This is a genomic window from Streptomyces sp. CA-294286, from assembly GCF_050947155.1.
Taxonomy (GTDB): domain Bacteria; phylum Actinomycetota; class Actinomycetes; order Streptomycetales; family Streptomycetaceae; genus Streptomyces.
In genome coordinates, this window is sequence record NZ_CP192005.1 from 804345 (window position 1) to 826926 (window position 22582).

Here is a 22582-nt window from a genome sequence, read left to right on the forward strand (position 1 = left end):
GTCTCAAACGCTCCGCCCTGTTCCGCCGAGTCCCGTCCGTGACCCGTTCGGAGCCGCTTCGGAACCGGGGAAGGGAAACCCCCGCCCCGCCCCCGCGCGTCGAACCGACGACACGGATCACTACGTTCGGGGGGACCGACATGCAGGCAGCAGGGCGTACGACAGCCCGTACGACGGGGCGGCGGCGGATGTCCCGCGCGGGCGCGGCGCTGGTGGCGGCGTCGCTCGCCGTCGGCGGGTGCGCGGCGGGCGGGAACGCCGAGAGGAGTGACGGCGCCGCGAAGGAGGCGGCGGCGCCCGCGCCGCAGAAGCCGGGAGCGGGGGCAGGGGCGGCCGACCGGGCGAACCCCGGCGCGGGGAAGCCGAACGCGCCCGGCGCGCCCGGCGCCGCGCGGGCGCCCAAGCCCTCCGCGCCCCTCCACGTGATCCGCACCGCCGAGCTCCACCTCCAGGTGTCCCGCGTGACCGAGTCGCTGGCCAGGGCCCGGACGGCCGCGGAGGCGGCCGGCGGTTTTGTCGGCAACGAGTCCACCGAACGGGACGCGTCCGGCTACGTCTACTCCCGCGTCTCACTGCGGGTGCCGCAGGACAAGTACTCCGAGACGCTGACCTCCCTGGAGAACAGCGGCGGCAAGCTGCTGGCCCGTAAGGCTGAGGCCAAGGACGTCACCGACGAGGTGGTGGACATCGACAGCAGGATCAAGTCGCAGCGGGTGAGCGTGGCGCGGGTCCAGGAGCTGATGGACCGGGCGACGAAGCTGAGCGACGTGGTCGCGATGGAGGCCGAACTCTCCAGCCGGCAGGCCGCGTTGGAGTCGCTGATCGCTCAGCAGTCCTCATTGAAGGACCGCACGAGCATGGCGACGATCACGCTCGTCCTGTCCGAGGTCCCGCCGAAGAAGAAGCCCGCCCCGCCGAAGGAGGACGACCAGCCGGGCTTCGCCGACGCACTTGGCGGCGGCTGGGAGGCGTTCGTGACGACGGTGCGGTGGATCTCGGTGGTGGTGGGCGCGGTGGCGCCCTTCGCGGTGACCCTCGGTCTGCTCTACCTGCTGTGGCGCAAGGTCGTCGCCCCACGACTGCCCGCGAGGCGAACCCGTACCGCGTCGGCCTTCCCCACCCTCCCGGCCGCCCCTGGCCTTCCCCGGCAGGACCGCCCCGCCGATCCGGCCCCCGCAACCCCGGCCCCGGCGCCCCGGACCCCGGGCCCGGAAACCCGAGCGCCCCGAACCCCGGACCCCCAGACCCCGGACCCCCAGACCCCGGACCGCGAGACCCCGGACCGCGAGGCCCCGCCCCGCTCCTGACCCGGCCGCTCCCGGCGGGGCCGCGCCTCCTTGCCCCGGCCCCGCCTTCCGACGCGGTCGCCCCTCGGCGGAGCCGCCCCCCTGCGCGCCCTGCACCGCCACCGCTCCTGACCCGGCCGCTCCCGGCGGGGCCGTTCCCTCCGTACCCGGCCCCGCCGCCGCATCCGCACCCCCACACCCGCCCGCCCCTGCCAGCCCCTACCGTGTGGCCATGACCACCACCTCGCCCGAGACCCTCCTCGTCATCGGCGGCGACGCCACCGGCATGTCCGCCGCCTCCCAGGCCCGTCGGCTCAAGGGACCGGACGCCCTCAAGATCATCGCGTTCGAGCGCGGCCACTTCACCTCGTACTCCGCCTGCGGAATCCCGTACTGGGTGGGCGGTGACGTATCGTCCGTGGACGACCTGATCGCCCGTACGCCCGAGGAGCACCGCGCCCGGGACATCGACCTGCGCATGCAGACCGAGGTCGTCGAGATCGACCCGGCGAACCACCGCGTCAGGTCCCGCAACCTCAAGACCGGCAACGACGTGTGGACCGGTTACGACAAGCTCGTCATCGCCACCGGGGCCCGCCCGGTCCGTCCGCCGATCCCCGGCATCGACGCGCCCGGTGTGCACGGCGTGCAGAACCTGGAGGACGGCCGGTCGCTGATCCACACCCTGGAGAAGACCGAGGGCCGTCGCGCGGTGGTCGTCGGCGCCGGGTACATCGGCGTGGAGATGGCCGAGGCCCTCCTGCACCGCGGCTACGAGGTCACCGTCCTCAACCGGGGCGAACAGCCGATGGCCACCCTCGACCCGGACATGGGCGCCCTGGTCCACGAGGCGATGAACGGCATGGGCATCACCACCGTGTCCGGCGCCGAGGTCACCGGGATCCTCACCGGGGACGACGGCCGGGTCCGCGGCGTCGCCACCGAGGAGGCCGAATACCCGGCGGACGTCGTGGTCCTCGGGATCGGCGTGGAGCCGGAGACCACGCTCGCCCAGGAGGCCGGGCTCCCTGTCGGCCCGGCCGGCGGCCTGCTCACCGACCTGTCGATGCGGGTGCGCGGTTGCGAGAACATCTGGGCGGGCGGCGACTGCGTCGAGGTCCTGGACCTGGTGTCGGGCCGGCTGCGGCACATCGCCCTGGGCACGCACGCCAACAAGCACGGCCAGGTCATCGGTTCCAACGTCGGCGGCGGTTACGCCACCTTCCCGGGCGTCGTGGGCACCGCCGTCAGCAAGGTCTGCGACCTGGAGATCGCCCGTACGGGCCTGCGCGAGAAGGACGCCAGGGCGGAGGGCCTCCAGTTCGTCACCGTCCGCATCGAGTCGACGAGCCGGGCGGGGTACTACCCCGGCGCCTCTCCCATGACCGTCAAGATGATCGCCGAACGGCGCACCGGCCGGCTCCTGGGCGTCCAGATCGTGGGCCGCGAGGGCGCGGGCAAACGCGTCGACATCGCGGCCGTCGCGCTGACCGCGGGCATGACCGTCGATCAGATGACCGCGCTGGACCTGGGATACGCCCCGCCGTTCTCCCCGGTCTGGGACCCGGTCCTGGTGGCCGCCCGCAAGGCGGTGGCGGCGGTACGGCAGGCCGGCGGCTGACCGGCCGTCAGCTGCCGCCGCCCGTCGCGGAGTTGCGGTGGGCCGTACGGGAGCATCACTCCGGCGGGCCGGTGCCGCGCCGGGGCGAGGCCCCCGTACTCCGTCGGCCCGGTGTCAGCGCGCGGTCCGCGTGTGCACGTACTCCACGAGCCGCGAGAGGGCGTCGGGGTCCATCGAGGGCAGCACCCCGTGACCGAGGTTGAAGACGTGGCCCTCCAGGTCCTTCGCCGCGGCCAGCACCTCGTCCGTCTTGGCCTCCACGGCCTCCGGGCCGGCGAAGAGGACGGCCGGGTCCAGGTTCCCCTGGAGCGCCTTGCCGGGGCCGACCCGGCGGGCCGCCTCGTCCAGCGGCACCCGCCAGTCGACGCCGACGACGTCCGCTCCGGCCTCGCCCATCAGGCCGAGCAGCTCGCCGGTGCCCACGCCGAAGTGGATGCGCGGCACGTCGTACCGGGCGACCGCGTCGAAGACCTTCGCGGAGGCGGGCAGCACGGACCGCACGTAGTCGGCGGGGGCCAGCGCCCCCACCCAGGAGTCGAAGAGCTGGACGGCCGAGGCGCCCGCCTCGATCTGCACCTTCAGGAACTCGCCGGTGATGTCCGCCAGGCGGTCCACGAGGTCGGCCCACAGCTGCGGGTCGCCGTACATCATGGCCTTGGTGTTCTCGTGGTTGCGGGACGGGCCGCCCTCCACGAGGTAGCTCGCCAGGGTGAAGGGCGCTCCCGCGAAGCCGATCAGCGGCGTCTCGCCCAGTTCCTCCACCAGCATCCCGATCGCCTCGCGGACGTACCAGACGTCGTCGGGGGTCAGGTCGCGGAGACGGTCCAGGTCGGCGCGGGTGCGGATGGGGTCCGCGACGACGGGGCCGACGCCCGGCTTGATGTCGAGGTCGATGCCGATCGCCTTGAGCGGGACGACGATGTCGCTGAAGTAGATGGCCGCGTCGACCTTGTGGCGGCGCACCGGCTGGAGGGTGATCTCCTTGACCAGCTCGGGCCGCATGCACGACTCCAGCATCGGGATTCCCTCGCGCACCTTCAGGTACTCGGGCAGCGAGCGCCCCGCCTGCCGCATGAACCACACCGGCGTGTGCGGCACCGCCTCGCGCCTGCACGCCTTCATGAAGGCGGAGTCGTACGTCTTGCTCTGCGGTCGGCCCGTGGGGCTTTCGTTGGCACTCACGCCCAGAATCTTCGCACGCGCCGGGAAGCACTCGCCCCGGGCCGGGTGTCCCTCCCGCTGTCGGGGCCCCCTTCCGCCTACCCTTCCCCGCATGGCTCCGGCTCAGGGACGATTTTCAGATGACGCGCACGGCCACTCGCACGGCAGCGACAGCAGGGCAGGCATGGAGGACGACACCGCCCCGCTTCCGTTCCGTCAGGCGGTGGCCGCACTGCGCGCCGCGCGGCTGCGTCCCGAGGTGGAGGTCGACCCGACCAAGCCGCCCAAGCGGCTCGCCCCGTACGCGTACGCGCTGGAGTCGGCGGTCGTCGACGGTGACGAGGATCTGGCCGACGGCCGTCTGGTGCTGCTGCACGACCCGGCGGGCCACGACGCCTGGCAGGGCACCTTCCGCCTGGTGACGCTCGTACGGGCGGAGCTGGAACCGGAGATGGCCGCCGATCCGCTGCTGCCCGAGGTGTGCTGGTCGTGGCTGACCGGCGCGATGGAGGCGCGGGGCCTGTCGTACGGGGAGGCGAGCGGCACGGTCACCCGGGCGGGTTCGCACTACTTCGGGGGCCTGTCCGACCGCAGGCCCGCGACCCAGATCGAGATCCGGGCGTCCTGGACGCCCCGCGAGGGGCTCGGCGGCGTGCCGGACACGGCGTCCCATCTGGCCGCGTGGTGCGACCTGCTGTGCCAGGTCGCGGGCCTGCCCCCGGCTCCCGCGGCCGGCCCCGAACAGGGGCTCCAGAGCGTGCCGGGCGTGGTGTCGCTCCCGCAGCGGCGCGGTCCGCAGACGCCCTGACGGACTCCTCGCCGACCGCCCGGGTCAGGGACTTCCTCGATCGCCCGTCCTAATTGCCCGAATTGTTACTCATCAATTTGTGATCTTTCCCTAAAGCCGGGCGGGATTGCTGCCGAAGAGGTCATTGACCCTTCCAGCACGGTTCGCCCCGGCTTGACCCTCTCAAGCCGGAGCCTTCCCGCCACTCCCCCCGGAGGCCTGGTGTCCGTTCTCCTTGAGCAGCCCGCAAGCCTTGGCGCCTACCGGCCGACCAAGCCGACCGCCATGGTCGTCGTGGCCGACCCGCGCGTCCGCTCCACCGTCACCCGCCACCTGTGGGCCCTCGGAGTCCGTGACGTCATCGAAGCGTCCTCCATCGCCGAGGCCCGCCCCCGCGTCGGCCACCCCCGTGACATCTGCGTCGCCGACGTCCACCTCCCCGACGGTTCCGGCCTCACCCTGCTGTCCGAGACCAGAGCGGCGGGCTGGCCCAACGGGCTGGCCCTGTCCGCCGCCGACGACATCGGCGCCGTGCGCAACGCCCTCGCCGGCGGCGTGAAGGGCTACGTCGTCACCGGCACCCGCAACGCCATCGGCCACCACCCCGGCCGCCCCGGTGCCGCACCCATCGGCGCCGCCGCCGCCCGCATGCACCGCCGCCCGCCGGGCTCCCCCAACCACCCGGGCGGCTACCGCGAGCTCTCCGGCCGCGAGGTCGAAGTACTGCGCCTCGTCGCGGAGGGCCAGTCCAACAAGGCCATCGGCGTCTCGATGGGCCTGTCCGCCCTGACCGTCAAGAGCCACCTGGCACGCATCGCCCGCAAGCTCGGCACGGGCGACCGGGCCGGCATGGTCGCCGTCGCGCTGCGCACCGGCATCATCCACTGAACCCCCCGGACGCCTCGGCCGGGTGAACCTCCAGGCACCCGGACGGGCACCGCCCAACCGCACAACAGATGTCTCCCGACACCCCGAGCCCGGCGACGGAACGTTCCGTCGCCGGGCTTCTGTCATACACAGATACCCTGGGCACGTGACCGACGCCCAAGAGACCGCAGCAGAAGCAGACCTGCGAACCACCGGGGGCGCTCCCCCGGACGACGTCGAACCGGCGCCGATCCCGTTGCTGGCACCACGCGAGGGCGTTCCCCCCGTGGTGGCGACGCAGGAGGCCCTCGACGAAGTCGTCGCCGCCTTCGCGGCCGGAACCGGCCCCGTGGCCGTGGACGCCGAACGCGCGTCCGGCTACCGGTACGGGCAGCGGGCCTACCTCGTGCAGCTGCGCCGTGAGGGTGCGGGCAGCGCACTGATCGACCCGGTCGGCTGTCCCGACCTCACCGCCCTGGGCGACGCGATCGCCGACGCGGAGTGGGTGCTGCACGCGGCGACCCAGGACCTCCCGTGCCTGCGCGAAATAGGCATGATCCCCACCCGCATCTTCGACACCGAGCTGGCCGGCCGCCTCGCGGGCGTCCCGCGCGTCGGCCTCGGCGCGATCGTCGAGAACCTCCTCGGGTACGCCCTGGAGAAGGGCCACTCCGCCGTCGACTGGTCCACCCGCCCGCTCCCCGAACCGTGGCTGCGCTACGCCGCCCTCGACGTGGAGCTCCTCGTCGACCTGCGCGACGCCCTGGAGAAGGAGCTGGACCGGCAGGGCAAGCTGGACTGGGCCCTCCAGGAGTTCCGGGCGATCGCCGAGGCGCCGCCCGCGCCGCCGCGCAAGGACCCGTGGCGCCGCACCTCGGGGATGCACAAGGTCCGCGGCCGACGCCGACTGGCGGTCGTCCGGGAGCTGTGGACCGCCCGCGACGCGATCGCGCAGCGGCGCGACGTGTCGCCCGGCAAGGTGCTGAGCGACTCGGCGATCGTCGAGGCCTCGCTGGCGGTACCCCCCAACGCCAACGCCCTGGCCGCCCTGCCGGGCTTCGGCAACCGGATGAGCCGGCGCCAGCTGGAGCAGTGGCAGGCGGCGATCGACCGGGCCAGGGCCCTGCCCGACATCGAGCTTCCCCAGCCGGGGCAGGCGGTGGCGGGCCCCCCGCCGCCCCGCTCCTGGGCCGACAAGGACCCCGCGGCGGCGGCCAGGCTCTCGGCCGCACGGGCGGCGGTCTCGGCGCAGGCCGAGGAGATCAACATGCCGCAGGAGAACCTGGTCACCCCGGACACGGTGCGCCGGGTCTGCTGGGAACCGCCGAAGCCCGCGACGGAGGAGAACGTGGCCGAGGCGCTGGCGTCCTACGGCGCGCGGCGCTGGCAGATCGAGCTGGTCGCCCCGCTCCTCGCGAAGGCCCTCACCGCCACCGCGCCCGCCCCGGTGGAGTCCTGAGCTCCGTACCCGCGCTCCGCAGCCCCCGGCCGTTCCCACGGCCGGGGGCTGCGGTGCGTACCGGACCGGTCGGCCGTGCCCGGCGGCACCCGAATGCCGCGTCCGGAGTGTGACCTTCACCGCTCCGGCCCCGGGGACTGGGCAGCTTGGTTACTCGTAAGTAGCATGATGGGTGTGCGGACGCGCCCACCTCGGCGTATCCGCATACCGGCAGCAGCACACCCCGCACCCCGGAGGAGAGCCAATCGTGCCTCGTACCGTCAGGGACGTCGTCTTCGTCGACGGCGTCCGCACCCCGTTCGGCAAGGCGGGCCCGAAGGGCATCTACCACGAGACCCGGGCCGACGATCTCGTCGTGAAGGCGATCCGGGAGCTGCTGCGCCGCAACCCGGACCTCGACCCCGCCCGCATCGACGAGGTCGCCCTCGCCGCGACCACGCAGATCGGCGACCAGGGCCTCACCCTCGGCCGCACGGCGGGCATCCTCGCCGGTCTGCCGACGAGCGTCCCCGGCTACTCGATCGACCGCATGTGCGCCGGCGCGATGACCGCCGTGACGGCCGTCGCGGGCGGCGTGTCCCTCGGTGCGTACGACATCGCCGTCGCCGGTGGCGTCGAGCACATGGGCCGCCACCCCATGGGCGAGGGCGTCGACCCCAACCCGCGCTTCGTCTCCGACAAGCTCGTCGACGAGTCCGCCCTCTTCATGGGCATGACCGCCGAGAACCTGCACGACCGCTACCCCGGCATCTCCAAGCAGCGCGCCGACGAGTACGCGGTGCGCTCGCAGGAGAAGGCCGCCAAGGCGTACGCGGACGGCAAGATCCAGGCCGACCTGGTGCCGGTGGCCGTGCGCCGTACGAACGCCGAGGCCGGCGAGACCGGCTGGGGCCTGGCCACCGCCGACGAGCCGATGCGCCCGGGTACGACCCTGGAGTCCCTCGCGGGCCTCAAGACGCCGTTCCGCCCGCACGGCCGCGTCACCGCCGGCAACGCCGCCGGTCTCAACGACGGCGCCACCGCGTCCCTGATCGCCGCCGAGGACGTCGCGCGCGAGCTCGGCCTCCCGGTCAAGATGCGCCTGGTCTCCTACGCCTTCGCGGGCGTCGAGCCCGAGGTCATGGGCATCGGCCCGGTCCCGGCGACCGAGAAGGCCCTCGCCAAGGCGGGCCTGTCGATCGACGACATCGGCCTGTTCGAGATCAACGAGGCCTTCGCCGTGCAGGTGCTGGCCATGCTCGACCACTTCGGCATCCCCGAGGACGACGCGCGGGTGAACCAGTACGGCGGCGCCATCGCCTTCGGTCACCCCCTCGCCTCCTCCGGCGTACGTCTGATGACGCAGCTGGCCCGGCAGTTCGAGGACCAGCCGCACGTCCGCTACGGCCTGACGAGCATGTGCGTCGGCTTCGGCATGGGCGGAACGGTCATCTGGGAGAACCCGCACTTCGACGGAGGCAACAAGTGAGCACCCCTACCTCTGAGCTCCTGAAGGGCGCGGCCGAGCTGTTCCCGGACGAGGTCGTCACCCAGGCGCACGTACGACACCTGGAACTCCCCGGCGGCGCGGGCAACTTCGCCCTCATCACCCTGGACAACGGCCTGGACCACACCAAGCCGACCACCTTCGGCCCCCAGTCGCTGGCGAACCTCGACGCCGCCGTCGACCAGGTCGAGAAGGAGGCCGCCGAGGGCACCGTCGTCGGCATCGGCATCACCGGCAAGCCGTTCATCTTCGCGGTCGGCGCCGACCTCAAGGGCGTGGAGCTGCTCAAGCGCCACGAGGACGCGCTCGCCATCGGCAAGGGCGGCCACGAGGTCTTCCGCCGCCTCTCGCACCTCGCGGTCCCCACCTTCGCGTACTACAACGGCGCGGCGATGGGCGGCGGCGTCGAGGTCGGCCTGCACTGCTCGTACCGCACGGTCTCCTCCTCGATCGCGGCGTTCTCGCTGCCCGAGGTATTCCTCGGCCTGGTCCCGGGCTGGGGCGGCTGCGCCCTCCTGCCCAACCTGATCGGCGCCGACAAGGCCGTCTCGGTCATCATCGAGAACTCGCTGAACCAGAACCGCCAGCTCAAGGCCGAGCAGGTCTACGAGCTGGGCATCGCCGACGCGATCTTCGAGGGCGCCGACTTCCTGGAGCAGTCGCTCATCTGGACCTCCGCGGTCCTGCGCGGCGAACTGCAGGTGCAGCGCCCGGAGATCGACCGCGGCGAGGCGTGGGACGCGGCCGTGGCCCGTGGCCGCTTCGTCGCCGACTCCAAGGTGCACGGCGCGGCCCCGGCCGCCTACCGCGCGCTGGACATCATCGAGGCCGCCAAGTCCGGTGACCTGTCCGCCGGCTTCGACGCCGAGGACCAGGCCCTCGCCGACCTGATCATGGGCGGCGAACTCCGCTCCGGCATCTACGCGTTCAACCTGGTCCAGAAGCGCGCCAAGCGCCCGGCCGGCGCCCCGGACAAGTCCCTGGCCCGCCCGGTCACCAAGGTCGGCGTCGTCGGCGCGGGCCTGATGGCCTCGCAGCTCGCCCTCCTCTTCCTGCGCCGTCTGGAGGTGCCGGTCGTCCTGACCGACATCGACCAGGAGCGCATCGACAAGGGCGTCGGCTACGTCCACACGGAGATCGAGAAGCTCCGCGGCAAGGGCCGCATCAACCAGGACAAGGCCAACCGCCTCAAGGCCCTGGTCACCGGTGTCCTGGACAAGGCCGAAGGCTTCGCCGACGCCGACTTCGTCATCGAAGCGGTCTTCGAGGAGATGTCGGTCAAGCAGCAGGTGTTCGCGGAGGTCGAGGCGGTCGCCCCCGCCCACGCCATCCTCGCCACGAACACCTCCTCCCTCTCCATCACCGAGATGGCGTCGAAGCTCCAGCACCCCGAGCGGGTCGTCGGCTTCCACTTCTTCAACCCGGTCGCGGTCCTCCCGCTGCTGGAGATCGTCCGCGGCGAGAAGACGGACGACGCGTCGCTGGCCACCGCCTTCGGTGTCGCCCGCAAGCTGAAGAAGTCGGCCGTCCTGGTCAAGGACGCCCCGGCGTTCGTCGTCAACCGCATCCTGACCCGTTTCATGGGCGAGATCCAGAACGTCATCGACGAGGGCACCCCGGTCGCCGTCGCCGAGAAGGCCGTCGAGCCCCTCGGTCTCCCGATGTCGCCGCTGGTCCTCCTGGAGCTGGTCGGCCCGGCCATCGGCCTGCACGTCTCGGAGACCCTGAACCGGGCCTTCCCGGACCGCTTCACGGTCTCGCCGAACCTGGCCGCCGTGGTCAAGGCCGGCAAGCGCGGCTTCTACGTCTACGACTCGGGCAAGCCCGAGCTGGACCCCGAGGTCGCCGCGCTCCTCAAGCAGGGCGACTCCGTCCTGACCGAGGAGCAGGTCCGCACCCGGGTCATGGACGCGGTCGCGCAGGAGATCCGCCTGATGCTCGACGAGGGCGTCGTGGCCGAGCCCCAGGACATCGACCTGTGCCTGATCACCGGCGCGGGCTGGCCCTTCCACCTGGGCGGCATCACGCCGTACCTGGACCGTGAGGGCTACTCGGAGCGCGCCACCGGCAGGAAGTTCCTGGCGCAGGGCGTGGCGAGCGTGCCCGCGTAGCGTTCGCGGGGGAAGGGGCCGCACCGGTGAACATCCGGTGCGGCCCCTTCGTCGTACGGCGGGGGCACCGCACGTGCGAGGCTGGGCCCATGACAGCTGTCCGGCCTCCGCAGTCCCTCCTCGTCGTCGACGCCGCCAACGTGGTCGGTTCGGTGCCCGACGGCTGGTGGAAGGACCGCCGCGGTGCGGCGGAGCGGTTGCGGGACCGGCTTCCCGCGTACGCCGCGGACGGGATCGCGGGGTGGCCGGGGCCCGTCGAGATCGTGCTGGTGGTGGAGGGTGCGGCCCGGGGCGTGGAGTCCGTGCCGGGGGTGCGGGTCGTGGCGGCGCCCGGGAGCGGGGACGACCGGATCGTGGAGGTCGTCGCGGGGCGCGACCCGGCGCAGGACTGCGTGGTCGTCACGGCGGACCGTGAGCTGAGGCGGCGGGTGGAGGCCCACGGGGCGCGGTGCGTGGGCCCGCGGACGGTAAGGGGGTAGCGGCCCCGGCGGCCCTGTACGGAACGGCGCGCGCCCGTCGTCGGGGCGAGGTTCACGCGTGCGTCACCCGGGGCCCGGTCCGGAGCGGCCCGGTCCGTCGGGGCGCGGCGCGTGCGTGCGGGCCGCTGCCCGGAGCTGCCCGGTCCGTCAGGATGCGTGGGGGCCGCTGCCCGGAGCGGCCCGGTCCGTCAGGGTGCGCGTGCGTGCGGGCCGCTGTCCGGCCCGGTCCGTCGAGGCGCATGCGTGGGGGGGGCCGCTGCCCGGAGCGGCCCGGTCCGTCAGGGCGTGTTCGCGCGTACGTAGATGACCGCGCCGTCGACCGTTCCGGCGCGTACGTACGACTCCTCCAGGACGCGCCGCAGCGTCGGCAGCCGTTCCGGGGCGTACGGCTTGCCCCGGGAGTCGTCGACGACGAGCGCCGGGGGGTGCGCGGCGAGTTCCGCGCGGAAGGTCGGCCAACTGCCTTCGACCCCGTACTCCTCCCCGACCAGGGAGCCGGTACTGCGCCCGCCGCTGAAGTTGGTCAGCAGGCCGGCGGTGAGGTAGCGGCTCGCGGGGGTGCGGTCGGCGAGCCAGTACGTCTCCGGGTGCATGCCCCAGATCAGCACGCGGTCGCCGGGGTCCGTGCGCGCACGGATGGTGTCCGCGAGGCGTCGGGCGTGGGCGAGTTCGGGCCGGGGAGCCAGGAAGCCCCAGGTCACGAACACCGCGCAGGCGAGGGCCATGAGAGCGAGGGCGGTGGCCGTCCAGCGGCGCGGCAGGACTTGCAGGGCGGCGGTGCCCAGCAGGACCAGGGGCGGCATGAGTTGCAGGTAGTAGTGCCCGAAGAAGTGGAAACCGGTCATGACGGCGACCGCCGACGCGGCGAGCCAGAGCCACAGGTCGGCGGTCGGGGCCTTCGGGCGGCGCAGGAGGGGGATCAGGAGGCCGAGGCCCGCGCCCGCCAGGATCGCCGCGTTGCCGAGCCCCCGGCCCAGGGCGTGCAGCCCGGAGCCGGAGAGGTCGGCGTACGAGCCCGAGCCGGTGACCACCCAGAACAGGAAACGCGAGGGCCCGGTGGTCAGTGCCACGGCGGCCACCGGCAGCGCGCATCCCGCGAGGGTACGGAGCAGGGCCCGGCCCCTGGTTCCGGCGGCCGTGGACCAGAGCAGCCACAGGACGGGGACGAGGACCGCGCCGCCCGTCTGCTTGGTCAGGAGGGCGGCGGCGACCGCCGCCCCGGCCGGGGCCCAGTACCCGCGGTCGGCGCACCACATCGCCAGCGCGGTGAACGGGAGCATGAACAGTCCGAAGGCCGCCGCCTGGGTGTCCTCCGGCGGCATGCCGACCGAGAGGAGTACGAAGCCCGCACCGGCCACCGCCCCGGCCCGGTCCCCCCAACGGCGGCGGGCCAGGGAGGCGAGGAGGGCGGCCGTGGCGAGGACGGCGAGAACCGCGAGGACCTTGAGCGGGACAAGGGTGTCGTCCCCGAAGAGGACGAAGGCCGCTTCGTACAGCCAGGGCAGGAAGGGGGGCTTGCGGTCGACGACCGTGTCGTAGAGCACTCCCCCGGAGGCGAGGAGGCGGGCCTGGGTCGCGAGAAAGCCTTCGTCCGGGTTCCACAGGGGGTGGAGGAAGGAGGGGAGGCGGGTGAGAGCTGCCAGGACGAGAAGGACGGGGAGCAGGCGCCGCCAGTAGGGCCCGGGGGTGGTGGGGGGCGTGTGGGGGGGCGTGTGGGGGGACGTGCCCGGAGACGTACGCGAGGGCGTGCAGGGGGGATCGGGCTGCTCGGCGGGCATGGGGGCAAAGTTATCGGGCGGCGGGGGGCGGGGCGGGAGCGGGGCGCTTCGTGAGGGGGCGGGCGGGGGCGCCTACCGCGGGCCGGGGAGTGCGGGCTCGTGGAGACGGGAGCGGGGGCGCGACCGGCGCGGCTCGTGAGGACCGCAGTCAGGGCGCGGCGGGGGCCCGGGGGATGCGGGCTCGTGAGGACCAGAGCCGGAGCACGACCGGCGCGGCTCGTGAGGACCGCAGTCAGGGCGCGGCGGGGGCCCAGGGGATGCGGGCTCGTGAGGACCAGAGCCGGAGCACGACCGGCGCGGCTCGTGAGGACCGCAGTCAGGGCGCGGCGGGGGCCCAGGGGATGCGGGCTCGTGAGGACCAGAGCCGGAGCACGACCGGCGCGGCTCGTGAGGACCGCAGTCAGGGCGCGGCGGGGGCCCAGGGGATGCGGGCTCGTGAGGACCAGAGCCGGAGCACGACCGGCGCGGCTCGTGAGGACCGCAGTCAGGGCGCGGCGAGGGCCCGGGGGATACGGCCTCGTGAGGACCAGAGCCGGAGCACGACCGGCGCGGCTCGTGAGGACCGCAGTCAGGGCGCGGCGAGGGCCCGGGGGATACGGCCTCGTGAGGACCAGAGCCGGAGCACGACCGGCGCGGCTCGTGAGGACCGCAGTCAGGGCGCGGCGGGGGCCCGGGGGATGCGGGCTCGTGAGGACCAGAGCCGGAGCACGACCGGCGCGGCTCGTGAGGACCGCAGTCGGGGCGCGGCGGGGGCCCGGGGGTGCGCCTCCGGTGGGGACTGCCCCCTTGCCCGCCCTCCCCCAAGCACTCGGCTTCGCTCGTGCAGCGGCACCTCCGCGCCCCCGGGGCGGCCCCGCCACCCGAGGGCGCTACCGGGGGCAGGGCCGGCTCCGCCGCTCGAAGGGGGCGACCGCGTGGGGTTATCGGGGATTTCGGGTGCCGTGGTCGAGCTTGCTGTGGCGTTTGCCGTAGACGAAGTACAGCACCACGCCCACCAGCATCCACGCCCCGAACCGCAACCACGTCTCGCCCGGCAGGTTCAGCATCAGCCAGAGGGAGGCGAGGACGGAGAGGGCGGGGATCAGCGGGACCAGCGGGGTGCGGAAGGAGCGCGGCAGGTCGGGGCGCTTGCGGCGCAGGATGACGACGCCGATCGCGACCACGACGAAGGCGAAGAGCGTGCCGATGTTGACGAGTTCGGCGAGTTCGTCGATGGAGGTGAAACCCGCGACGACGGCGACGAGGACGCCCAGCAGGATGGTCGAGCGGTACGGGGTGCCGAAGCGCGGGTGGACGTGCGAGAACGTCTTCGGGAGGAGGCCGTCACGGCTCATCGCGAAGAAGACCCGGGACTGGCCCAGCAGCAGGATCATGCAGACCGAGGTGAGGCCGACGGCCGCGCCGAAGCTGATCAGGCCCGCCCAGAAGGGGTGGCCGACCGATTTGAAGGCGTCGGCGAGCGGGGCGTTCGTCGACAGTTCGCTGTACTTCTGCATGCCGGTGACGACGACCGAGACCGCCACGTACAGCAGCGTGCAGATGATGAGGGAGCCGAGGATGCCGCGCGGCACGTCGCGCTGCGGGTTGCGGGTCTCCTCGGCGGCGGTGGCGACGATGTCGAAGCCGATGAACGCGAAGAAGACGACGGCCGCCGCGGTGAACACGCCCATCACGCCGAAGCTGGTCGGGGTGAAGCCGAAGAGGCTCTGGACCAGGGGGGCGGTCAGGCCGCTGCCGCCCTCGGCGTCCTGGGCGGGCGGGACGAAGGGCGTGTAGTTCGAGCCGGTGATGAAGAAGGCGCCGACGATGATGACCAGAAGCACGACGGTCACCTTGATGCCGACGACGATGCTGGTCACCCGCGAGGAAAGCTTCATTCCGGCGACCAGGATCGCGGTGAGGAGGAGTACCAGGACGCAGGCCAGCAGGTCGAAGCCGAACTTTCCGTCGTGGGTGCCGGAGAGGACGTCGGGGAGGTGGATGCCGGCCGTGTCCAGGAGCGAGCGCATGTAGCCCGACCAGCCGACCGCGACGACCGCGCAGCCGAGCGCCAGTTCCAGGACGAGGTCCCAGCCGATGATCCAGGCCGGCAGCTCACCGAGGGAGGCGTACGAGAACGTGTACGCGGATCCCGCGACCGGGACGGTCGAGGCGAACTCGGCGTAGCAGAGGGCCGCCAGGCCGCAGACGATGCCCGCGACGACGAAGGCGAGGGCGACGGAAGGGCCCGCGGTCTCCTTGGCGATCTTGCCGGTGAGGACGAAGATGCCGGTGCCGATGATGACGCCGACACCGAAGACCGTGAGGTCGAAGGCGGAGAGGGACTTCTTGAGCTCGTGCTCCGGCTCTTCGGTGTCCCGGATCGACTGCTCGACGGTCTTGGTGCGGAAGACGCCGTTCTGCCTCGTGCCCGCTGGTCCCTGGTGGTCCCTGGATCCTTGGTGTTCCGTGCTCACCGCAGCACCTCCGCCGGTCGGGTCGTCCCCACCTCCGTGTGGAGGGTCACCCGCAATCATCGTGATCATTCGTGCGGGTCCGCGACTGCGCGAACATGTTTTCACCCGATGGGGCGAAGGTGCGAAAAGGTCCGGGCCGGGGGTTTTTCCCCGGCCCGGACGCAGAAGGTGACAGCGGCGGTGCGTCAGTCGCGTGCGATCTCTGCCGTCGCGCTCTCCAGGCGGCCGTCGAGTTTCGCGACCAGGCCGGTGACCTGGCGGGCGATGTCCGGGGCGGTCAGCCCGATCTCGGCCATGACCTCCTTGCGGGAGGCGTGGTCCAGGAAGACCGGCGGGATGCCGAAGTCGCGGAGCGGAACGTCCACGTCCGCGTCGCGCAGGGCCTGTGCGACGGCGGAGCCGACGCCTCCGGCGCGGGAGTTGTCCTCGACGGTGACGACGACCCGGTGCTGCTCGGCGAGCGGGGCCATCGCCTCGTCGACCGGCTTGACCCAGCGGGGGTCGACGACGGTGGAGGAGATGCCCTGCGCGTCCAGCAGGTCGGCGATCTCCAGGCACATGGGCGCCAGGGCCCCGATCGACACGAGGAGGACGTCGGGGCGGGCCTCGTCGGCGGTGGGCCTGCGCAGGACGTCCATGCCGCCGACCTTGCCGACCGCCTTGACCGCCGGGCCGACCGCGCCCTTGGAGAAACGGACGACGGTCGGGGCGTCGTCGACCTGGACGGCCTCGCGGAGCTGGGCGCGGACCTGGTCGGCGTCGCGCGGGGCGGCGATCCGCAGGGTCGGCACGACCTGGAGGATCGACATGTCCCACATGCCGTTGTGCGAGGCGCCGTCGGTCCCGGTGACACCGGCCCGGTCCAGTACGAAGGTCACACCGCACTTGTGGAGGGCCACGTCCATGAGGACCTGGTCGAAGGCACGATTGAGGAATGTCGCATACACGGCGAAGACGGGGTGCAGGCCGCCCGTGGCGAGACCCGCCGCGGAGACGGCACCGTGCTGCTCGGCGATGCCCACGTCGTACACCCGGTCCGGGAACGCCTTGGCGAACCTGTCCAGGCCGACCGGCTGGAGCATGGCCGCGGTGATCGCGACGATGTCCTTGCGCTCCTTGCCGAGCTTGACCATCTCCTCGCCGAAGACCGAGGTCCAGTCGACGCCGGAGGAGGCGATCGGCAGGCCGGTGTCCGGGTGGATCTTGCCGACGGCGTGGAAGCGGTCGGCCTCGTCGGCGAGGGCGGGCTGGTAGCCGCGGCCCTTCTCGGTGAGGCAGTGCACGATGACCGGGCCGCCGAAGCGCTTGGCGCGCTGGAGGGCGGATTCGAGGGCTTCGATGTCGTGGCCGTCGATCGGGCCGACGTACTTGATGCCGAGGTCCTCGAACATGCCCTGCGGGGCGATGAAGTCCTTCAGGCCCTTCTTCGCGCCGTGCAGCGTCTCGTACAGCGGGCGGCCGACGACCGGGGTGCGCTCCAGGAGGTCCTTGCCCTTGGCGAGGAAGCGCTCGTAGCCGTCGGTGGTGCGCAGCGTGGCCAGATGGTTGGCGAGGCCGCCGATGGTGGGCGCGTAGGAGCGTTCGTTGTCGTTGACGACGATGACCAGCGGGCGGTCCTTGGCGACGGCGATGTTGTTCAGCGCCTCCCAGGCCATGCCGCCGGTCAGCGCGCCGTCGCCGATGACGGCGACGACCGCGTCGTCCTTGCCGAGCACCTGGTTGGCCTTGGCCAGGCCGTCGGCCCAGCCGAGGACGGTGGAGGCGTGGCTGTTCTCGATGATGTCGTGCTCGGACTCGGCACGCGCCGGGTAGCCGGAGAGGCCGCCCTTCATCTTGAGCCGGGTGAAGTCCTGACGGCCGGTGAGGAGCTTGTGCACGTAGCTCTGGTGGCCGGTGTCCCAGAGGACCTTGTCCTTCGGCGACTCGAAGACACGGTGCAGGGCGATGGTCAGCTCGACGACGCCCAGGTTCGGGCCCAGGTGTCCGCCGGTCTTGGACACCTCGTCGACGAGGAAGGTCCGGATCTCCGAAGCGAGCTGGTCGAGCTCCTCCGGGGTCAGCCGGTCCAGATCGCGCGGTCCCTTGATGCGGGTCAGCAGCGCCACCCGTGCCTCCTAGCGGTTGAACTGGCTTACGTGCACATCAAGTGCGTGGACGGTCGTGCCGATCTGCCGAGTCTAATGTTCCGCGCGCGGCGGCGGTCGGCGGGATGTGCGATGTACGTCACGCAAAGGGATGTACGGGCGCACAGATGTGCCCGGCACCGGTGATTCGCGGTGCCGGGCACGGGAGGTTCGGCGGCCGTACGGGGGGTACGGCCGCCGGGGTCAGGCGCGTCCTGCGGACTTCTGGGTGCGACGGGAGACCGAGTCGATGACCACTGCGGCGAGGAGGACCGCACCGGTGATCATGAACTGGATCTCGCTGGCCATGCCGAGCATGTTCAGACCCTGCTGGATGGACTGGATGACGATCATGCCGAGCAGTGCGGACCAGACCTTGCCCCGGCCTCCGAAGAGACTGGTGCCGCCGATGACGGCGGCGGCGATGACGAGCATCAGGGTGTTGCCCGCGCCGACGCTCTTGGTGGCGCCGCCGGAGAGGCTCGCCACGAAGAGGCCGCCGAAGGCGGCGAGCAGGCCGGACAGGCCGAAGACGGTGATCCGGATCCGGTCGACGCTGATGCCCGCGCGGCGGGCGGCCTCCGCGTTGCCGCCGACCGCGAAGACCTGCCGGCCGAACATGGTGCGCCGGGCCACGAAGTCCGCGATCAGCAGGACCGCCAGGAACAGGACGAGCGCGAGCGGCAGGCCACGGGCGCCCTGCGGCTCGTTCAGCACGTACGCGACGACCAGGCAGAGCACCGCGACGACGGCCGTACGGAGCACGATCTCACTGGTCGGGCGGGCGGGCAGGGCCGCGGCCCGGCGGCGCCTGCTGTCCAGGAACTGCGAGAGGCCGTAGATCAGGATCGCGGCGACGGCGAGGCCGTACGCGGCGAACTTGTCCTCGAAGTAGTAGCCCGTCAGGTTCTCGACCACGCTGCCGGTCGGGGTGTTGATCGAGCCTTCCTTGCCCATCAGCCAGATCTGGAGACCGCTCCAGCCGAGGAAACCGGCCAGGGTGACGACGAAGGCCGGCACTCCGATCTTGGCGAAGAAGAAGCCGTGCAGCAGGCCGAGGGCGAGGCCGGCGAGCAGCGCCACGGCGATGGCGAGCCAGCCGTTCCAGCCGTTGGAGACCTGGAGCACCGCCCATATCGCCGCGCCGACGCCCGCGACGGAACCGACCGAGAGGTCGATCTCGCCGAGGATCAGCACGAAGACGATGCCGACCGCCATGATGCCGAGCCCGGAGGTGTAGACGGCGATGTTGGCGAGGGAGCTGGCGGAGAGGAAGTTGCTGTTCTGGGTCTGGAAGACGACCGCGATGACAACCAGGCCCAGGAACACGGGCAGCGAGCCGAGCTCGCCGCCGCGCACCTTGCGGGTGAACTCCGTCAGGTAGCCCTTGAAGCCCTCTTCGCGGATCAGGAGACGGGGGTCGACGGCGGGAGCCGCGGGGGCTGCCGTGGCGTCCGGACCGGGCGCCGCGGCCGGGTCCGCGGACTTCTTCTCGGGGGTCTTGGCGAGGTCGCTCACTTCGCGTCCTCCTTCGCTGCCGTGGCCGTGGCCGAAGCCGTGGCGGTACGCGCCTTGCGGCGGGTCACGGCGTTGTCCGTGGCGCCGGTGATGGCGGAGATGATCACTTCGTGGGAGGTCGTCTTCACGTCGAAGACGCCGTTGTTGCGGCCGAGGCGCAGGACCGCCACCTTGTCCGCGACGGCGCGCACGTCCTCCATGTTGTGGCTGATGAGGATGACGCCGTGGCCGCGCTCGCGCAGCCGCTCGACCAGGTCGAGGACCTGAGCGGTCTGCTCGACGCCGAGGGCGGCGGTCGGCTCGTCGAGGATGACCACCTTGGGGTCGCCGACCAGGGCGCGCGCGATGGCGACGACCTGGCGCTGACCGCCGGAGAGCGAGGCGACCGGGATGCGGACGCTCGGAATGCGGATGGACAGGGTGTCCAGGAGTTCCTTGGCGCGCTTCTCCATCGCGATCTCGTCGAGGATCGAGCCCCGCCGGATCTCGCTGCCGAGGAAGAGGTTGGCGACGACGTCGAGGTTGTCGCAGAGCGCCAGGTCCTGGTAGACGGTGGCGATGCCGAGGTTCTGGGCGTCCTGCGGCCGGTTGACCTGCACCGGCTTCCCGTCCCACTCGATGGCGCCCTCGTCGATCGGGTGGACGCCCGAGATCGTCTTGACGAGGGTGGACTTGCCGGCGCCGTTGTCGCCGACGAGGGCGACCACCTCGCCGGGCTGGATCTCCAGGTCTACGTCGGTCAGCGCCTGGACGGCGCCGAACCGCTTGGAGACTCCGCGCAACGCCAGCACGGGCGTAGCGGACACGTGAATCATCTCCTTCGCCGCCTGACCGGCGGGGATGGTGGTGCATGGTGCACAAGGACTTGCGAGGAGGGGGCGGCGCCGGCGTCCCGCCCGTGCGGGGGCGGGAGGCCGGCGCCGACTGGGTACGGGAGGCCGGGGCCGCGGGGCCCGTCGGCGTCCGTACCGGGAGCGCGAGCTACTTGATGCCCGCCGCTTCACAGGCCGACTTGAAGTCGGCCGTGCAGATCTCGGACGCCTTGTAGACCTCGTCCTTGATGACGGTGCTCGCGATGTTGTCCTTGGTGACGACCTGCGCGTCGTACAGCTTGGACGGCGTGGCCTTGAACTCGCCGCTGATGCTGTCGACCTTGGTCGGCGCCAGGTCGTCGAACTTCTCGCCCTTGAGGATGCGCACCGCGATCTCGGCGGTGGTCTCGGCCTCCGGCTTGATCTGCTTGTAGATCGAGAAGGCCTGCTCGCCCGACAGGACGCGCTGGAGACCGGCGAGCTCGGCGTCCTGACCGCCGACCGGAACCTTGATGTTCTGCTTCTTCAGCGCGGTGATGATGCCGCCGGCCATGCCGTCGTTGGCCGAGTAGACGCCCTGGAAGCCGTCCTTGCCGAGGGAGTCGATGGCGGCGCCCATCTTCTTGTTCGCCTCGTCCGGGGACCAGTCCGGGATGTCCTGGGAGTAGACGATCTTCTTCGTCTCCTTCTTCAGGACGTCTTCGGCGCCCTTCTTGAAGAAGCCGGCGTTCGGGTCGGTCGGCGAGCCGTTGATCATGACGACGTTGGCGTCCTTGGCCTTGTCGCCCAGGGCCTTGACCAGGGCCTCGCCCTGGAGGTTGCCGATCTTCTCGTTGTCGTAGCTGACGTACGCGGAGATCGGGCCCTCGGCGAGACGGTCGTACGCGACGACCTTGACGCCCTGCTTGGCGGCGGTGGTGATCCAGGACTTGGTGGCGTTGAAGTCCACCGCGTCCAGGATGATCACCTTGACGCCCTGCGTGACGAGCGCGTCGAACTGCTTCTTCTGGGTCTCGATGTCCTGCGCGGCGTTGTTGTACTTGACCTCGCAGTCCGAGCAGAGCGCCTTGATCTTCTTTTCCATGATCGGGCGGTCGAAGGTCTCGTAGCGCGTGGTCTTGTTCTCCGGCAGCAGCAGACCGATGGTCTTGCCGAGGCCGCCGTCCTTGCCGCCACCGTCGGCCTTGTCGCCGTCGCCGGCCTTGCCGCAGGCGGAGAGCGAGACGGCCATGGAGATCGCGGCCGTGGCTATGACGACGCGACGCGTCATTGCGTTCATGTGGTGTGCCTCCCTGACGAGGCCGCGTCGTTGCGGCCGAGGTGTCTGGAAGTCAACTCGCGCGCCCCCGAGGCGTCAAGGAGTAAACCCTTAACGAGATGACAACGGTGCCATTCGTTATCTAAGTGAAGGCAGGCGCAGAATGTTGGTCCGCACCAAAGGAGTTGACCGACATCGAGGTGCCCAAGAGGGTCGAATCGCCCATTTCACTCAGCACGAGGGCGAGGGCGCCCAGTACCTCCGCGCGTCCGCCCAGCGCCCCGGGCAGCACCTTGAGCTGACGGGCCGCGCTGGGGATGGCGTAGCGGGAGACGGAGTCGCGGATCGGGCCGAGCACGAGTTCGCCCGCTTCGGCGAGGTCGCCGCCGAGGACGACCCGACTGGGATTGAGGAGGTTGCAGAGGTTGGCGACACCGCTGCCGACGTGGCGCCCCACGTCGGAGATCACCCGGCGGCAGCCGGGATCGCCCTCGCGGGCGAGCCGCACGACGCGCTCCATGGTGAGGTCGGGGCCGTGCGAGGGCATCAGGAGGGGAAGTACGTAGCGGGCCGCGGCGAAGGTCTCCAGGCAGCCCCGGTTGCCGCAGCGGCAGACCGGACCCGATTCGTCGAGCGTGATGTGGCCGATCTCGCCGGCCGTGCCGCCGGGCCCCCGGTAGACGCGGCCGTCGATGACGAGACCGGCGCCGACGCCGCTGGCGACCTTGATGTAGGCGAGGTCGCGCACGCCGCGGCCGGCGCCCCAGACCAGCTCGCCGAGCGCACCGAGGTTGGCGTCGTTGTCGACGTACACCGGGACGCCGAGGCGCCCGGACAGCTCCTCGCTCGGGTTGATGCCCTGCCAGCCCGGGAGGATGGCCGTGGAGCCGAGACGGCCGGATTCGACGTCGATGGGACCGGGAACGCCGAGCCCGACGCCAATGACCTTGTCCTGGCTGATGCCGGTGGCCCCCACCAGGCGTTTCACCAGCTGTTCCGCGCGGTCGAAGCCCTGGGCGGCGGAGGCGTCCACGTCCAGCGGCTCGGATTCCTCGGCGAGGACCTGATGGGCCAGGTTGCCCACGGCGACGCGCAGGTGCGTATGGCCGAAATCGACGCCGATGACGACGCCCGCGTCACCGCTGAGCGAGACGCTGCGGGCCCGCCGTCCGCCCGCCGAGGTGGGGGTGACCTCGACGGTCCCCCCGTCCTTCAGCTCGCGCACGATGTTGGAGACCGTGGCGGCGGAGAGCCCGGTGCTTCTGGCGATCTCGGCCTGGGTCAGCGAGCCGGCCATGCGCACCGCGCGCACCACCCGCTCAAGATTGGCCCGGTGCAGAGACGTCTGCGATCCCGGAGTCTCCATCGACTCATCCACTC

The 22582-nt window shown here is 71.9% G+C and carries 16 protein-coding genes; 8 read left to right on the top strand and 8 right to left on the bottom strand.

Features of this window, described 5'->3' with window-relative positions:
- Nucleotides 1-140 precede the first annotated feature (140 nt).
- Both ACQPZG_RS08370 and ACQPZG_RS08375 read left to right on the top strand, forming a co-directional pair.
- Nucleotides 141-1307, top strand: a complete 1167-nt coding sequence (locus tag ACQPZG_RS08370; protein ID WP_433545201.1) for a DUF4349 domain-containing protein — start codon at nucleotides 141-143, stop codon at nucleotides 1305-1307.
- A gap of 211 nt (nucleotides 1308-1518) precedes the next feature.
- The gene (locus ACQPZG_RS08375; RefSeq protein WP_433545202.1) at nucleotides 1519-2907 is read left to right on the top strand and encodes an FAD-dependent oxidoreductase; all 1389 of its coding nucleotides are present in this window, start codon (nucleotides 1519-1521) and stop codon (nucleotides 2905-2907) included.
- Between the two features lie 114 nt (nucleotides 2908-3021).
- Here ACQPZG_RS08375 and hemE read toward each other — a convergent pair whose 3' ends face one another.
- Nucleotides 3022-4089: a uroporphyrinogen decarboxylase gene (gene hemE / locus ACQPZG_RS08380; protein WP_433545203.1), complete on the bottom strand. Its 1068-nt coding sequence runs from the start codon at nucleotides 4087-4089 to the stop codon at nucleotides 3022-3024.
- Between the two features lie 91 nt (nucleotides 4090-4180).
- On the opposite strand from hemE, the gene ACQPZG_RS08385 reads away from it, so the two are divergent.
- The 6 genes from ACQPZG_RS08385 (at nucleotide 4181) to ACQPZG_RS08410 (ending at nucleotide 11257) form a co-directional block, all read left to right on the top strand.
- Nucleotides 4181-4876: a DUF3000 domain-containing protein gene (locus ACQPZG_RS08385; RefSeq protein WP_433545204.1), complete on the top strand. Its 696-nt coding sequence runs from the start codon at nucleotides 4181-4183 to the stop codon at nucleotides 4874-4876.
- A gap of 201 nt (nucleotides 4877-5077) precedes the next feature.
- Nucleotides 5078-5743: a LuxR C-terminal-related transcriptional regulator gene (locus tag ACQPZG_RS08390; protein ID WP_433545205.1), complete on the top strand. Its 666-nt coding sequence runs from the start codon at nucleotides 5078-5080 to the stop codon at nucleotides 5741-5743.
- Nucleotides 5744-5888: 145 nt separating this feature from the next.
- Entirely contained in the window at nucleotides 5889-7181 is a 1293-nt protein-coding gene (locus ACQPZG_RS08395) for an HRDC domain-containing protein (protein ID WP_433545206.1), read from the top strand.
- Between the two features lie 247 nt (nucleotides 7182-7428).
- A complete protein-coding gene (locus tag ACQPZG_RS08400; protein ID WP_433545207.1) occupies nucleotides 7429-8649 on the top strand; it encodes a thiolase family protein in 1221 nt (406 codons plus the stop codon).
- Nucleotides 8646-10778: a 3-hydroxyacyl-CoA dehydrogenase NAD-binding domain-containing protein gene (locus tag ACQPZG_RS08405; protein ID WP_433545208.1), complete on the top strand. Its 2133-nt coding sequence runs from the start codon at nucleotides 8646-8648 to the stop codon at nucleotides 10776-10778. The genes ACQPZG_RS08400 and ACQPZG_RS08405 overlap by 4 nt, the downstream gene beginning before the upstream one ends.
- Nucleotides 10779-10867: 89 nt before the next feature.
- On the top strand, nucleotides 10868-11257 hold the full coding sequence (locus ACQPZG_RS08410) for an NTP pyrophosphohydrolase (protein WP_433545209.1): 390 nt from the start codon (nucleotides 10868-10870) through the stop codon (nucleotides 11255-11257).
- 278 nt (nucleotides 11258-11535) lie between these two features.
- Here ACQPZG_RS08410 and ACQPZG_RS08415 read toward each other — a convergent pair whose 3' ends face one another.
- The 7 genes from ACQPZG_RS08415 to ACQPZG_RS08445 all read right to left on the bottom strand — a co-directional run bounded on the left by ACQPZG_RS08415 (nucleotide 11536) and on the right by ACQPZG_RS08445 (nucleotide 22568).
- Nucleotides 11536-13035, bottom strand: a complete 1500-nt coding sequence (locus ACQPZG_RS08415) for a glycosyltransferase family 39 protein (RefSeq protein ID WP_433545210.1) — start codon at nucleotides 13033-13035, stop codon at nucleotides 11536-11538.
- A 920-nt stretch (nucleotides 13036-13955) separates the two neighbouring features.
- Nucleotides 13956-15491 (bottom strand): amino acid permease, encoded by a 1536-nt coding sequence (locus ACQPZG_RS08420; protein ID WP_433545211.1) that lies wholly within the window; start codon nucleotides 15489-15491, stop codon nucleotides 13956-13958.
- A gap of 185 nt (nucleotides 15492-15676) precedes the next feature.
- Nucleotides 15677-17596 carry a 1-deoxy-D-xylulose-5-phosphate synthase gene (dxs, locus tag ACQPZG_RS08425; RefSeq protein ID WP_433545212.1) on the bottom strand — a complete coding sequence of 640 codons (1920 nt, stop codon included), beginning with the start codon at nucleotides 17594-17596 and terminating at the stop codon, nucleotides 15677-15679.
- A 222-nt stretch (nucleotides 17597-17818) separates the two neighbouring features.
- Nucleotides 17819-19132: a sugar ABC transporter permease gene (locus ACQPZG_RS08430; protein ID WP_433545213.1), complete on the bottom strand. Its 1314-nt coding sequence runs from the start codon at nucleotides 19130-19132 to the stop codon at nucleotides 17819-17821.
- Complete coding sequence (locus ACQPZG_RS08435; protein WP_433545214.1) at nucleotides 19129-19947, bottom strand: ATP-binding cassette domain-containing protein; 819 nt, start codon at nucleotides 19945-19947, stop codon at nucleotides 19129-19131. Before ACQPZG_RS08435 ends, ACQPZG_RS08430 begins: the two co-directional genes overlap by 4 nt.
- A 166-nt stretch (nucleotides 19948-20113) precedes the next feature.
- The gene (locus ACQPZG_RS08440) at nucleotides 20114-21223 is read right to left on the bottom strand and encodes a substrate-binding domain-containing protein (RefSeq protein ID WP_433545215.1); all 1110 of its coding nucleotides are present in this window, start codon (nucleotides 21221-21223) and stop codon (nucleotides 20114-20116) included.
- Between the two features lie 121 nt (nucleotides 21224-21344).
- Nucleotides 21345-22568 (bottom strand): ROK family transcriptional regulator, encoded by a 1224-nt coding sequence (locus ACQPZG_RS08445; RefSeq protein WP_433545216.1) that lies wholly within the window; start codon nucleotides 22566-22568, stop codon nucleotides 21345-21347.
- Between the last annotated feature and the right edge of the window lie 14 nt (nucleotides 22569-22582).